The organism is Sphingomonas phyllosphaerae (genome assembly GCF_029623345.1).
Classification (GTDB): Bacteria; Pseudomonadota; Alphaproteobacteria; order Sphingomonadales; family Sphingomonadaceae; genus Sphingomonas; species Sphingomonas phyllosphaerae_C.
Window position 1 is genome coordinate 13,791 of the sequence record NZ_JAPYKH010000002.1, and the last position, 12,910, is coordinate 26,700.

The window sequence follows — 12,910 nt, forward strand, 5'->3', positions numbered from 1 at the left end:
GGCAATGGGTAGAGGTAAAGGCGTCATTGGCTCACAGCCGAACCGCTACCTTCTATGCGTGAGCTTCTTTAGACGCTCATCCCAGCGTCGTTTGCCGGTGCGCCACCAAAGCGTCTCTGGACCACCACGTGGCACTTGGACCCGCAGATGAACGAATGTCTGAAACTGAGTAGCGCGGCAGGGCCTCTGAGTGACCGTTTATGGGTCTAGCCGCGACCGGGGACAGGCCCCCTTTCGCTCAAACACGGTCGGCGAGGCGACTTGTCGAAGTTGGATTGGTCTGTGAGGGAGGCGCGTTGCGGCGATCGGCGCGTCAAAGGTTCTGAACGAACCACACGACAAATCCCGCTACGCCGAGGAGGGCAAGCGCGAGCAACGCCCGCACCAACGGTGGATCCTCGCAGGCCACCTCCAACGGCCAAGGCAGCGTCAACGCACGCAACGGCGCGACGAAGGCCGCGATCGCGCCCAAGACTCGAATCCAGTCGAGTGTTACCCAGCGCCGCGCCATCGCGACCGACTCCGCATCGGTGATGCTGTCCTTCGGCGAGCCGATCCCGTGATAGTAAAGCGCTGCGTTCATTGGCCAGAAGGCAACCACAGTCAGGATCAGCAGCAACAAGATGCCGATTGACGGTAGGCAGAGCAGCCAGCGGAAATGCCACGGTGTTCGCCACCCCGCGACCAGCGCGCCGAACCCTGCCAGCAGCATCGAAGCCGGTAGAGGGATGAAGAAGACGCCGGTATCGACCGGCCACGCCTTCCCATAGGGCATCAAAGCGAGCGACGCGGGTGGATGCGCGCTCCATGCGCCGGCCAGCACAACGAGATCGAACAGCTTGGCGCCGAGCAACGGGCCACCAGCCAGGACGGCCAGCCAGAGGAACGCTCGCGTTATGCCCTGCCTGTTTGCCACAATGCCCCGCCCCCGTTGGTCGGCTCATGATTCCGCACCGTCGGCGCAATGGCAATGCGCACCGATCTCCCAATAGGTTTAGCCTGCCAGAGAGCTGCGCGGGACGGTCGGATGTCTCTGGGACCGACATGAACAAGTGACCGGAGTTGTGCGGCCGGCAGGTCGGCCTGAATGACCAGTTCTGGGTCCTCGGATCGAGGGGAAGGGGGCCGCAAACCGCCCAGAAGCGGATGACGCGGCGGAGATTCTTTCCGCCGCGATGCATCTGCGCTTCCCGTAAACGCCGCCACGCCCGGCTCGTGTACCCACGCGCTACCCGCTTGCGACGGTCGCTCAGGCCCGCTTTCAAACGTGTCTTGTGCGAGGCGGCAGGGCTAAGGCAGCCGTTGTCGTCGGAAGGTAGGGGGAGCGTCAGGTGAAGAACGGCATGTGCTGCTTCTGTTCAACCGCGGTGATCGAGAGCGGCTTCGACCCATGCACTCTGATGATTGCGGTCAATGGCGACACTAGTCAGGCTTGGCTCTGCCATGCTGCGTGCTTCCGAGAACGGCTAGGCGATTTGCCCTAAGCCGATGAACTGTTCGAGGATGATGGGGCGTAGGCAAGCAGGAGCCCCTTGAACAACCGGGCACCGCGCCGGAAAATGACGTCCGCCACGGTCATCCGGTGGGAAGCTCCGCTGACGCCTAATCTCGACCAATCCACCCGTGGCGCCAGCCGTTCGGCCGGCGCCCAGCTGCGGCTTTATACCGCAAAGGTTGAGCGCTTGGCTCACCCGTTCACCACGCATGTTGCGGACGTAGAAAGCGTGCGTAATGTGGCGGGCTTCCACCATCCGTTGCAGGTGACAGATGCTCCCGATTCACCTCGTTGACAGGCAGACCTACAAGCAGCGCCGCTCTGCGGCGCTGGCTCAGTGGCAGGCGCTCGCCAGCTAACCCGTCGCCTACGAAGCCGGAGGTGCATCGTGTAGAGACGAGTTCGCATTAGACTGACAGCACCCAGCTGGGGCATGAGGCTCCGCGAGAAGATTGGCTTCAAGCGTGCTGCGGTCGCCGTAGCCCGCAAGCTCGCGGTCATCATGCACGCGATGCTGCGCTCCGGAGAACTGTTCACCAGGACAACCGCTACCGCCTGATCCAAGAGCTCGCCAGCGCCTATGGCGTGACGAGGCGTCCCTGCCGGGACGTAGGCTGGTCCATTCCGCTTCGGCCGTTGCACCGCGAACCCGGTTCGATGCGTGCGGAACGAACATTGGTAGGGCCATCCCGCGAAGCCCCATGATGCGGCGGCTCATGTCGACCGCGAAGACGACCGTGCCCCGGCAAATGACGTCCCCACACAAAGGCGCTTGCAAACCCCGCTATTAGACGACGGCCGGATCCGAGAAGCGGGGAGGGTCGTCTGAGTGACCGATTGTGGGTCTTCGGCAGGAGAGGGCGGGGGCGGCAAGCGCCCACAAGCAGCCGTACGCGCCTATAATCCTCCGCGCCACACGATGGCCCAAAGCATCATCATCCATCCCACAAGCGCGATATACGGGAGCGCTGCGACGCCACGAGCGAACCGAGAGATGGGAAGTAGATAAACTCCGACAACACCGACCAGCAGGGTCATCACCAACGCTATGACGTCGGTGAGAGTGTTCCATCTAAACCAATGGTCCGCGCCCCAAAGATAGCTCGTCATGAATAAGGGCGTACTGCCGACGAGTAGCGGCCCGACAACAACCATATGTTTCAGAGGTTCGGTGCGTTGGCGAATGCGCGTGATCATTGTGCCGCGATGATCGCATGGCCTACCCTCCATAGCAACGTCCGCTAGCCTGCCAGTAGCGGACATCGCGGCGGAGGGAGCCTCCGCCTCGGTCATCCGGCGAGAAGGTCCGCTACCGCCCATTACCGGACATTAGACCTGGCGCGTCCGCGCCCCAGAAACGTCTTTTCAGGCTTGGTCAGATCAACCTTTGCCCTGAACGGGATTGCCGTTGCCGACGGCTACTCCGCAACGTCGCGCAACAGCGGCGTTGACCTTTGTCATGACAAGAGTGACGTAGTTCATTTCCGCGCTAGATATGGTCGTACCTAGCTTGCCCCATCGATGGATATATCCCATAGATCCGTCTCGCAACGGAGCAATATCAATACCACAACCTGCTGCGAGATGGGGGTTCATATCATTGAAGGGCTGTTCGTACATAATCTGATATACCTTAACGCCGTGCGGAAAGTCCTCACCCTCGCTTTCATAATATGAATGCGTTGTTTTACCTGCCACGGACTTGACCGCATCCTCTATGCAGTTTCTATCAATTTGACGTTGGAAGGTGTCCTTCCAGGCAACATGAACGCCTGGGTCGCACCCAGACAACGTGGTCAAGGACACAAGCAGCGCTAGACGGCGACATACTTGATTGAGCATCCAAAGCCGGTCCTTTGTCGGAAATCGTCTCTGCTCGGGAGGTTAGTTGAAATGAGCCTGTCTGCAACCCTGCCATTAGCGGGTCATCGGCGGCAGGGCGGCGCCGCCCCACGGGCAGAAGGCAATCTCGATCGCGCTGCTGCCGCCATCGTGAACGATCAGTCCAAAGCCGCCATTCATTTCAGCGATGAACGCGTCGGGACAATCCGCTCGATCGGCGTGAATGGCGCACGCGTGAGCTAGGTCGCTCGCGAGCCGGTCGCAGCAATAAGGGGCGGTGGACATTCGTCACTCTCCGCGTTTCGCGCGCTCGCCGCAACGTCTGCTTTCCTGCCATACGCGGCCGGGCCGTTAGCGCCGACTTTAGGACGCTCGCCACATCATGCACAGTGCACCCATGGACCCGTAAAGCTCATGCTGCTGCCCCGAGATAGGCGATCTCGCGGTGATCGGTATGGGCGATCCAGACGGCCTTGATGTCCGCATTTTTGCAACTCTCGATCGGATTCAAGAGCATGGCGGCCAACGATGGTGGCTATATGCGTCCACGTGCCGCGCGTGCGGACAAGATTGGCTGATCGCGAAGGAAGAGCGCATCCATGATAACTTCGTCCTGAAACGCCTCGAGCCGATCGTTATGGAAAGGATTGTCCAGGCTTCAGACTGGCCGGGCGATTTCTTGAGCTTCGAGCGGGTGCTTCGCCTTGAGCGGGAATCTGGGAGGGTGGCTCGGTTCGTGGACCCTTGCAGCCCAGCGCTCATCGAGACCGTTGTCGATCTGCGCCGCGAACGCGCTGACATATCGATTGAGGACATCGCGTTCGCCCTTGCGATATCGACGGAGTCGGCGGCGCGCATCGCTCAATTGTGAGGTCCGCTTGCGCCCATTTGCAGCCATCACGAGATCCGTTACTCTCGCCTACATGGATGCTTGGTACGTCGCTAATGCACTTCTGCGCGGGAGCGACATCCCCTCTTCGAAGCTGCGTACGATCGCGCGAAACGGCGATCACGCTGACGCGCTCTACGTTCTTCTTTTCAAGGAGATTTCGGGACGATCGTCGGTAGCCGACGTCCGGAGGGCAGTTTCAGAGACCTGCCCAGTCGAGCTCGTGGATTCGTGGGTCCGCGTGATCAAGTATATTAGAGCACCTAACCGGCGCAGCCTCGCCAGTTTAGTTGATGCTATACATGCTTGCGACCCTACATCCGGGATCATTATGCGCCTCTCGACGCTATCCATCGTTGGAAGCCATAGGCGGACGTTCGCCAACGTGATTGAATGCGCAGCTATCGACAATCCATTTTTGACGGCCGGGCTGGGGGATGTCCTGTCGGATTTGAGGGCGCGAGTTGGGCCGGCGCGGCTGATAGCGAAACGCGATAGACGCCGCCATCGCCGCAAGACGTATGTCCGCTAACCTGCCAATCGGGCCAGCCGGACAGCGGCGCGAACGTCCGGGAGGCCCGACTGGCGAGATGAACAAGCGACCGGAGTTGGGAGGGTGCCAGGTGGCCCTGAGTGACCGGAGTTGGGTCTTCAAGCTAGGCGAGGCGATGAGTGGGTCGACGCGCGATTGAATGTTACCCTTATAGCACTGAAATGCGCACAGTGTCGCTCCCGTGATCGCCTTCCGTTGTATCGTACTCCTCGGTCGCTGCCCCATCGCCTGGGTACGCGTCCGGAACTTCATGTCAGCGGGAGCGCTCGGAGTACCAGCCGAAGGCGGGCACGGAGTATAAGATGGCAGAGGCCACGTGGGGCGATAGCGCGACACCGGAGATTGATTGGCGGATGAGCGCCGCGCTGGAGAATGTGCCAAGGGGGGATGATGATCTCGCTGAGGTTACGAGTCTGGAGGGCGCCGTGCGAGTATGGCTGGCGCTCGACCCTGCTCACCGCGAGGCGGCCATCCTAACCCCGGACCGCCCAGTGCACGTGAACGGGACTTTGACGACCGCCTTCCATGGCGATGCCATTGCTGCGCTAGCCGATCGTCTGTCAGACCCTGGCACGCTTAAAGGCTGACACGATCGCGAGCGAGCTCGTGTGCCTCGCAACAACGACATGGCATCGGTGTGAAGGCAGCTAGGGGCTCTGTCAAATCTAATGCACCTGCGGCGCTCGCCAAGGTAGGGGAGGGGCCATGCCCCGCCTCCGCAAGCCAGCCAGTCCGTTCCGCTACTTCAACTCGTCGCCGGAGGTGATCCGGCTGGTGGTGCTGATGTACGTGCGCTTTCCTTTGTCGTTGCGGAACGTGGAGGACCTGCTGTTTGAGCGCGGGATCGACATCTGCCACGAGACGGTGAGGCTATGGTGGAACAGGTTCGGTCCGCTGTTTGCGGGCGAGGTGCGGCGCCAGCGGGTGAGCCGAATGCGCGGCTTCCGCCATTGGCGCTGGCACCTGGACGAGATGTACGTGAAGCTGAACGGCGAGATGGTCTACCTGTGGCGAGCGGTGGATCACGAGGGCGAGATCCTCGAGAGCTACGTCACCAAGACACGCGACAAGAAGGCGGCACTCGCCTTCATGGAGAAGGCGCTCAAACGCCACGGCTCGCCCGAGGCCATCACCACCGACGGTCTGCGCTCCTATGGCGCTGCACTGACGGAGCTCGGCATTCGCGAGAAGCAGGAGGTGGGTCGCTGGGCTAACAACAGGATAGAGAACTCGCACCTGCCGTTCAGGCGACGAGAGCGGGCGATGCTGCGCTTCCGGCAGATGCGCACGTTACAGAAGTTCGCCTCGGTCCATGCCACCGTCCACAACCACTTCAACCACGAACGCCACCTCGTCGACCGCCAGACCTATAAACAGCGCCGCTCCGCGGCGCTGGCAGAGTGGCAGGCGCTCGTCAGCTGATCCGACGCGAGCCGAGGGCGAGGTGCATCGTGTGGAGACGAGTTCGCATTAGACTGACAGCACCCGCGCGCGGCATCGCCGGTCCCCCGTCCGAGCGGCGGGTCGCATTCCTGCGTGCGCTCGACCACTCGTCGCTGCCGCGATGACACATGCAGACGCCGAGAAGCCGCGCGGCCCAGCGGAGCGGCTCCGATCGATCATCATCGTCGGGGGCGGTACCGCTGGCTGGATGACCGCGGCACTGCTGGCGCGCCGACTCGCACCGTTTGGAATCGCACTCACGCTGATCGAGTCGTCGGCGATCGGCACGATCGGCGTGGGCGAGGCGACCACGCCCGCGATCCGGGACTATTTCGAGGCTGCGGGGCTCGACGAGGGAGCGGTGATGCGCGCGGCCGAAGGCACGGCCAAGCTCGGTATCGCGTTCGAGGGCTCTGTCAAACCAAACGCACCGGCTCCGCGGGTGGCCGGAGGCTTGTGCATCGTAGGGTGCTTCAGTACTATCCTAAGGTTGTCAGTGCTGCGAACTCTCTCAAGCTGGTTTCGGGAGTGTCTTCGTTCGCCTGCCATCGAGCAAGCGAACGGGGTTAAAATCCGGCTTCCTCGCGCTGGGTCCGGTTGCTTTGACAACATCATCTTCGGCATCGGCCACTCAACCAGTGCCTCGCGCTGCCCGTCCACGTCACGAACAGCGAGGACCAATCCACGCCATCCGTTAGAGGTACACCACTGCGGCTCGCGGTGCAGCCGCCATGCAAAATCGTTCCCGTCAACCGAGATCGTTCCACTTTCTGTTCGCTTGGCGTTGCGCATGACGCGGCAAGCTAATCCGCTTCAGGTCCGGGCACCACTACGATGCACTCCAAAGCCGCCGTTCCGCTACCCTGCCAGGTCGAGCCAGCCAGACATCTGGGCGGAAAGTTTAGATGCCTCGGACGCCGACATGAACGAGTGACCGGAGTTGGGAGGCGGCCAGAGCTTCGGGAATGGCCGCTCCTGGGTCGTCTCGCCAGCTCACGCAAGGCCCTTAAAGCCCCAGGTGTGCTTGAGCCGCCAGCCCGCCCGCAACCGGAAGCCGTCGCACCTCGGAATACGAGCCCTGCGCGGCCTCGGCGACGGCCTTGACGCGCCACTGCGAACGCCGCGTATTGTTCTTGGGCTGGGCAAGCAATACTCGGCGCTGGGTGGAGGAACGACGTGCCGCTTCAGAGCGCCTGCAAGGGCCGCTCCGCTGAGGTGAGCCGACACGGCCTGACAGTGTCGGAAACTCGAACCATGCGCCTATTGCCAGCAGCTCCGGGTCGCTGCAGGCAGTTTTTGTCGCGGGCGCATACGCCGCGGCCGGTTGAACGGTTGCACACGGACGAAAACGCTTCGGCACAAGGCGAAATCAAGAATAAAGGGCCTGTGGGTCAAGCCATCCTTCCTCGCGGCGGCGCTAAGAACGCTCATTCAAGAGAGGGGATTGGGCGATGCAGGTCAGCAACATGGTCGCGACGTTGCCGGTTGTCGACCTCGGTAGCACCGGTATTGCGATCACGCGGGTCGGTTTCGGCGCGTGGGCAATCGGCGGGGCGGATTGGGCGGTAGGCTGGGGGGCGCAGTCGGACGATGAGTCGATCCGCGCGATACGCCACGCGGTCGATCGCGGCGTCAATTGGATCGATACGGCCGCGATCTACGGTCTCGGCCATTCGGAGGAGATCGTCGCGCGCGCGCTGGCGGAGTTACCAGAAAGCGGACGCCCATATGTCTTCACCAAATGCGGGCAAGTGTGGGAGCCGGCGGATTGCTACAGTAAGCGGCGCGTCGGGCGGCGCGACAGCATCCGGCACGAGGTAGAGGGCTCGCTCCGCCGCCTGCGCGTCGATGTCATCGATCTCTATCAGATGCACTGGCCCGCTGAGGACGGATCGCCGCTGGAAGAATATTGGGGCGCGTTGCTCGAGCTGAAGGCGGAGGGCAAGGTGCGCGCGATCGGCCTGTCGAACCATGACGCCGCGCAGCTTCAGACCGCTGAGGCGATCGGTCATGTCGACACGCTCCAGCCGCCGCCGTCCGCGATCCGGCGAGGGTCGCTCGCCGCCGAGCTGCCATGGTGCCGCGCGCACGGCACCGGGGTGATCGTCTACAGCCCGATGCAGTCGGGGCTATTATCGGGGCCTTTTCGGCCGAGCGCGTCGACGCCCTGGCCGATGATGACTGGCGCAAGCGGCATGCGGATTTCTCGGGCGAGGCGCTGCTCCGTAACCTGACAGTCGCCGAGGCGATCCGCGAAGTTGCTGCACAGCGTGGGTGAGCGCAGCGGCGGTGGCGGTCACCTGGGTGCTGGCGGTGGAGGGGGTGACGGGGGCAATCGTCGGCGCGCGTGCGCCCCAGCAGGTCGATGGCTGGCTCGCCGCCGCCACGCTGTCGCTTGGGGCGGCGGACTTCGCGCACATCAATGCAGCCATCCGGGAGAGCGGGGCAGGCGGTGGCCCGATCCCGGACTGATCTCAAGCGCGGTACAGCGCCGCAGCCGCGACATTGCGAGGCGCGCGCGCGATCCGCGCCGGCAGTGGTACGATCGCCAGCGTCGCGATCAGCATTACCATCTGCATCGCGTCGATCGCGGGACGATATGATCCGGTCGCGTCGAACACCGCGTTCAGTCCCGCGGGTATAACCCCCGTGACAACCGCGACGATGCCATAGGCCAGTGCCGAGACCTTGCCGAAATGCACCAGCCCGAACCAGCGCGACAGCAGCACCGGCAGCGCGCTATATTCCGCTCCCAGGGACACCCCCATCATTACCGCCGCCGCCAGCATTGAGGGAACGTTGGTTGAACTGGCCAGCAGCCACAGCCCCGCAATGCCGACAAGGTAGAAGGGCACCAGCACCGCCGGTCGCTTAAACCGATCAATCAACATCCCGATCGCCCATTGCGCTCCCGCGCAGACCAGCGCGAAGGTGCTCACCGCTGTCACGGCCGCCCCCATCGCCATCCCGTTCGACAGCGTGATCGGCACCACCTGCGTGAACATCGCGGTCATGCATCCAGCGCAGATCCCGACGCTGAGCATCAGCCCCCAGAAGGCGGGAGTGTGGAGCACCTGCGTCAGCGTCATGCCTTCTGCCGCGCCCCTCTCGACCTCGCGCGCCGGCGGGTCGCGGAACAGCGCGAAAACCACCGGCACGCCGAGGAGCAGGATGATCGCGGCGATCAGCATGACCACCCGGCGCCAGCCGAGCGATGGCAGCGCGCTCTCCGCGACCACCGGGAAGACCGCGGATCCGATACCGGTGCCCAGCCCCGCCGACAGCCCGATCGCGGCGCCGCGATCGCGGTCGAACCAACCGGCCAACGCCTTGGTCAGCGTCGGCCCTGCCACTGGCGCGCCCAGCGCGCAGATCAGCCCGAAGCCGGCGTAGAAGATCGTCACCTCGCCCGGCAACGTGGCGAACACGATCAGCCCGATCGCGTAAAGCGCCAGCGCGCTCAGCAGCACGCGCCGCGGACCGAAGCGATCGACCAGCGTTCCGACGAGCTGCGTGAGCGCGAGCGACTTGACCACCACAAGGCTCATCACGCCCGCCACCAGCGCGCGCGGCCAGCCAAATTCGGTCGCGATGGGGACGAGCAGGATGCCGAAATTTCCAGCATTGTCTGCGACAGGCCTAGCCCGAACCCCACCGCCGCCGCGATCGCGACCCCGGTGGCGGGCGCCACAAGGCCGGTGTTGCCGATCGAACGACCCATCGCGCCACCTCCGTCACAGGCCGCACCGCGGGGGACGCCGCCTTGTGACCTCAGTCTATGCGCGGGCGTGTGTGATGCTTGCCCCTGCGCGTCCGCAAAGTTGACGTGCCGCGCGCTTTACAGCCCGACATGCGCCAGCCCGGCGACATCCTCATGCGTCACCCGGCGCGCGCCGAACGGCGGCAGCACCAGCATCAGCGCGGAGATACCCAGCAGGCACACCTCGATCAGCAGGATCGATGGTGCATAGCTGCCATAGGAATCGAACATCCAGTCCATCGCCACCGGGGTGCCGCCCTGCGCAAGCATGACGATCGCGTAGATCACTCCGCCGATCGTGCCGTAACTGCGTAGCCCGAAATAACGCGAGATGAACAGCGGCAGCGCGCCGAACACCGCGCCCAGGCCCACGCCTAGCATCGCGCCCGCGACCAGCAGCGTCGCGCCGTCGCGATGTTCAAGTAGCCACAGCCCGGCGGTCGCGATCGCGAACGCGGGGGCGACGACCCGCGGCGAGGCGAAGCGGTCGAGCAGCGACCCCGACAGGATCTGCGCGGCGCTCGTCACCAGCGCTAGCGTCGACATGACGGAGGCGGCAGTGGCAAGGTCGAACCCACGATCGGTCAGCACCGGGATGACGTGCGAGAACACCGCCGTCAGGCACCCCGATCCCAGCCCCAGCGTCGCGAGGATCAGCCAGAAGGCGGGCGTACGCAGCGCCTCCGCCAGCGTATGCCCCTCTAATTGCGGCATTGGTGCATTGATGCTGGCTGCGACGGTCGCGGGATCGCGCAGCAGGAACCATTGCAGCGGGAAACCGACGACGAAGATGATCGCGCCGATCAGCGCGTAGCTGCTCTGCCATCCCAAAGCGGCCAGGCTAGCGGCGGCGATGATCGGCATGATCGTCGCTCCCACGCCATTGCCGACCCCGGCGGAAATGCCGAGCATCAGCCCGCGCCTTTTGTCGAACCAGCCCGACACCACCTTGGAGAACATCGCGGTACACGGGATAGAACCCGCGAGCCCGACCAGCACGAAATGGCCGTAGAAGCTGGCGACCGTGGCGTGCGCCAGACTGATCGAGGCGACGCTCGCCGCGAGCAGGACGTTCCCCGCCAGCAGGATCGGGCGCGCGCCGAAGCGGTCGATTGCGCGGCCCACCAGCGGATAGGCGAGCGCGTTGATGATCGCGATTAGCCCCAGTACGCTTGTCACCTGCGCGCGCGGCCAGCCGAAATCCTGCGCGATCGGGACCAGGAACACCCCGAAGACCGCGCTGACCGTTGTTGTCATGCACAGCATGTTGCCGATCGTACAGGCGACGACCACGCCCACAGCGGTTCGCGAATTCTCGGTGGCTGACATGAAAGACGCGCCTCACAGAGTCGGTTGCCGCGGCAGACGAACGCCTCGCGGGCTCCACGTCAAAGCCAAAGCGACCAACGCCCGCGTCGGACAAAAAACAGTTCGCGAGGCGTCTAGTCCGATCCGGCCCTGTTCCGCTCGATGGGTGGGCTGGATCGCGCAACAACTTTCCCGGCGCATCCCGACAAGTGGAACTGCCCGCCGCGTGGCTAGAACCCACTAGCATCATCCACTGTATCGAAACGGGGATTTCATCGCATGACGGGCCTAACGCAGCCGACCTTGTTCATCCCGCACGGGGGCGGGCCGTGCTTCTTCATGGACTGGTCGCTGATGGGCGAACCGGCGGATACATGGGACAAGACCGCCGCTTGGCTGCGCGGGCTCGCCGCCGACCTGCCGGAAAAGCCCAAGGCGATTCTAGTCGTCTCGGGGCACTGGGAGGAGTCGGAATTCACCGTGGCCTCAGTGCCGGCGCCGGCGATGATCTACGACTACAACGGCTTCCCGCCGCACACCTATCAGCTGCAATATCCCGCCCCGGGATCGAGCGACGTCGCGCGCCGCGTCGTCGAGCTGATGCAGGACGCCGGAATCCCGATCCGCGTGGATGTGCGCCGCGGCTTCGATCACGGGGTTTTCATCCCCTTCCTGCTTGCCTTTCCGGACGCGGATATCCCGGTGGTGCCGCTGTCGCTCAAATCGAACCTTGACCCCGCCGAGCATATCGCGGCGGGCAAGGCGCTGGCAGCGTTGCGCGATGAGGGCGTGCTGATCGTCGCGTCGGGCATGAGCTATCACAACATGCGCGCCTTCCGCACGTCGACGGCAACCGCACCCTCCGCCGCGTTCGACGGCTGGCTTACCGACGCGCTGAGGCAGGACGACGCCGGTGCGCGGTTGGCGCAGCTCGCCCAATGGAGCGAGGGCGATGCCGCGCGCAACGCGCACCCGCGCGAGGAGCATCTGCTGCCGCTGATGATCGCGGCGGGCGCGGGTGCCGACTCTCGCGGTGAGCGCATCTTCTCCGACGTCGTCATGAAGGCGACCGTCTCCGCATTCCGCTTTGGATAAGGACCGACATGGAAAATCCGACCACCCTGATCTTCATCGATCTCGCCTCCGATGATCCCGAGGCGACCGGCGCCTTCTACGCCGAGGTCTTCGGCTGGACCGATGAGGGGCGCCCGACGGGCGTCTATCACCGCCTCGTCCCGGGCGGGAACTTCCGCCACAAGGACCGCACCGAGAGCACGATCGGCAACCTCCACCTCGGCATATACAATTCCGCTAACGCGCGCCCGCATCCCGCGACCGAGGGTGCCGGCCCGCGCCCGCTGTCGCGCGGCACCGATCACAAGGCCCGCATCTGGCTATTGATCGGCGACGACCAGAACGCCGACGACATCCTCGCCGCCGCGGAGGCGCGGGGCGCCAAAGTGCTATGGCGCAACCATTATTGGAAAGAGTTCAACGGCCTGAACTGGGCGTTTGAAGACCCTTGGGGCAATGAGATCATCCTGTGGGGCAAGGCCGGAGACCCGGCGGTGATACCCGAAGGCTTCACCCGTGAATAAAGCGCGCTGGAGTCGCAAACGA

14 protein-coding genes and 1 pseudogene are annotated in these 12,910 nt (G+C 64.0%); 9 read left to right on the plus strand and 6 right to left on the minus strand.

The window, feature by feature from the left end:
* Positions 1–313: 313 nt before the first annotated feature.
* Entirely contained in the window at positions 314–916 is a 603-nt protein-coding gene (locus QBJ89_RS02010; RefSeq protein WP_277978880.1) for a DUF1772 domain-containing protein, read from the minus strand.
* Positions 917–1,919: 1,003 nt separating this feature from the next.
* Between QBJ89_RS02010 and QBJ89_RS02015 the strand changes: the two are divergent.
* Positions 1,920–2,054 (plus strand): annotated as a pseudogene (locus QBJ89_RS02015) (IS110 family transposase); the annotation flags it as partial.
* An 821-nt stretch (positions 2,055–2,875) separates the two neighbouring features.
* Here QBJ89_RS02015 and QBJ89_RS02020 read toward each other — a convergent pair.
* The gene (locus QBJ89_RS02020; protein ID WP_277978881.1) at positions 2,876–3,337 is read right to left on the minus strand and encodes a hypothetical protein; all 462 of its coding nucleotides are present in this window, start codon (positions 3,335–3,337) and stop codon (positions 2,876–2,878) included.
* A 75-nt stretch (positions 3,338–3,412) separates the two neighbouring features.
* Entirely contained in the window at positions 3,413–3,622 is a 210-nt protein-coding gene (locus QBJ89_RS02025; protein WP_277978882.1) for a DUF6980 family protein, read from the minus strand.
* A gap of 160 nt (positions 3,623–3,782) precedes the next feature.
* On the opposite strand from QBJ89_RS02025, the gene QBJ89_RS02030 reads away from it, so the two are divergent.
* The 6 genes from QBJ89_RS02030 to QBJ89_RS02055 all read left to right on the plus strand — a co-directional run bounded on the left by QBJ89_RS02030 (position 3,783) and on the right by QBJ89_RS02055 (position 8,694).
* The gene (locus QBJ89_RS02030) at positions 3,783–4,208 is read left to right on the plus strand and encodes a hypothetical protein (RefSeq protein ID WP_277978883.1); all 426 of its coding nucleotides are present in this window, start codon (positions 3,783–3,785) and stop codon (positions 4,206–4,208) included.
* Positions 4,209–5,081: 873 nt separating this feature from the next.
* Positions 5,082–5,366 (plus strand): hypothetical protein, encoded by a 285-nt coding sequence (locus QBJ89_RS02035; protein ID WP_277978884.1) that lies wholly within the window; start codon positions 5,082–5,084, stop codon positions 5,364–5,366.
* A 118-nt stretch (positions 5,367–5,484) separates the two neighbouring features.
* Positions 5,485–6,201 carry an IS6 family transposase gene (locus QBJ89_RS02040; RefSeq protein WP_277978885.1) on the plus strand — a complete coding sequence of 239 codons (717 nt, stop codon included), beginning with the start codon at positions 5,485–5,487 and terminating at the stop codon, positions 6,199–6,201.
* Positions 6,202–6,343: 142 nt separating this feature from the next.
* Positions 6,344–7,156 (plus strand): tryptophan 7-halogenase, encoded by an 813-nt coding sequence (locus tag QBJ89_RS20095; RefSeq protein WP_347342809.1) that lies wholly within the window; start codon positions 6,344–6,346, stop codon positions 7,154–7,156.
* Positions 7,157–7,673: 517 nt separating this feature from the next.
* Positions 7,674–8,456, plus strand: coding sequence for an aldo/keto reductase (locus QBJ89_RS02050; RefSeq protein WP_277978886.1), 783 nt, complete (start codon positions 7,674–7,676; stop codon positions 8,454–8,456).
* A gap of 55 nt (positions 8,457–8,511) precedes the next feature.
* The gene (locus tag QBJ89_RS02055) at positions 8,512–8,694 is read left to right on the plus strand and encodes a hypothetical protein (protein WP_277978887.1); all 183 of its coding nucleotides are present in this window, start codon (positions 8,512–8,514) and stop codon (positions 8,692–8,694) included.
* Positions 8,695–8,696: 2 nt separating this feature from the next.
* Here QBJ89_RS02055 and QBJ89_RS02060 read toward each other — a convergent pair whose 3' ends face one another.
* The 3 genes from QBJ89_RS02060 to QBJ89_RS02070 form a co-directional block, all read right to left on the minus strand.
* Positions 8,697–9,782 carry an MFS transporter gene (locus QBJ89_RS02060; RefSeq protein WP_277978888.1) on the minus strand — a complete coding sequence of 362 codons (1,086 nt, stop codon included), beginning with the start codon at positions 9,780–9,782 and terminating at the stop codon, positions 8,697–8,699.
* A complete protein-coding gene (locus QBJ89_RS02065; RefSeq protein WP_277978889.1) occupies positions 9,770–9,943 on the minus strand; it encodes a hypothetical protein in 174 nt (57 codons plus the stop codon). Before QBJ89_RS02065 ends, QBJ89_RS02060 begins: the two co-directional genes overlap by 13 nt.
* Before the next feature lie 117 nt (positions 9,944–10,060).
* Complete coding sequence (locus tag QBJ89_RS02070; protein WP_277978890.1) at positions 10,061–11,311, minus strand: MFS transporter; 1,251 nt, start codon at positions 11,309–11,311, stop codon at positions 10,061–10,063.
* Between the two features lie 258 nt (positions 11,312–11,569).
* Here QBJ89_RS02070 and QBJ89_RS02075 point away from each other — a divergent pair, with 258 nt between their 5' ends.
* Both QBJ89_RS02075 and QBJ89_RS02080 read left to right on the plus strand, forming a co-directional pair.
* Positions 11,570–12,385 carry a DODA-type extradiol aromatic ring-opening family dioxygenase gene (locus QBJ89_RS02075; protein WP_277978891.1) on the plus strand — a complete coding sequence of 272 codons (816 nt, stop codon included), beginning with the start codon at positions 11,570–11,572 and terminating at the stop codon, positions 12,383–12,385.
* An 8-nt stretch (positions 12,386–12,393) separates the two neighbouring features.
* Complete coding sequence (locus tag QBJ89_RS02080) at positions 12,394–12,888, plus strand: VOC family protein (RefSeq protein ID WP_277978892.1); 495 nt, start codon at positions 12,394–12,396, stop codon at positions 12,886–12,888.
* Positions 12,889–12,910 lie beyond the last annotated feature (22 nt).

Excerpts from the sequence above, each read along its gene's own strand:
- QBJ89_RS02075 (WP_277978891.1), top strand. The coding sequence starts at position 11,570 with ATGACGGGCCTAACGCAGCCGACCTTGTTCATCCCGCACGGGGGCGGG.
- QBJ89_RS02035 (WP_277978884.1), top strand. The coding sequence starts at position 5,082 with ATGGCAGAGGCCACGTGGGGCGATAGCGCGACACCGGAGATTGATTGG.
- QBJ89_RS02050 (WP_277978886.1), top strand. The coding sequence starts at position 7,674 with ATGCAGGTCAGCAACATGGTCGCGACGTTGCCGGTTGTCGACCTCGGT.
- QBJ89_RS02040 (WP_277978885.1), top strand. The coding sequence starts at position 5,485 with ATGCCCCGCCTCCGCAAGCCAGCCAGTCCGTTCCGCTACTTCAACTCG.
- QBJ89_RS02025 (WP_277978882.1), bottom strand. The coding sequence starts at position 3,622 with ATGTCCACCGCCCCTTATTGCTGCGACCGGCTCGCGAGCGACCTAGCT.
- QBJ89_RS02070 (WP_277978890.1), bottom strand. The coding sequence starts at position 11,311 with ATGTCAGCCACCGAGAATTCGCGAACCGCTGTGGGCGTGGTCGTCGCC.
- QBJ89_RS02080 (WP_277978892.1), top strand. The coding sequence starts at position 12,394 with ATGGAAAATCCGACCACCCTGATCTTCATCGATCTCGCCTCCGATGAT.
- QBJ89_RS02020 (WP_277978881.1), bottom strand. The coding sequence starts at position 3,337 with ATGCTCAATCAAGTATGTCGCCGTCTAGCGCTGCTTGTGTCCTTGACC.
- QBJ89_RS02065 (WP_277978889.1), bottom strand. The coding sequence starts at position 9,943 with ATGGGTCGTTCGATCGGCAACACCGGCCTTGTGGCGCCCGCCACCGGG.
- QBJ89_RS20095 (WP_347342809.1), top strand. The coding sequence starts at position 6,344 with ATGACACATGCAGACGCCGAGAAGCCGCGCGGCCCAGCGGAGCGGCTC.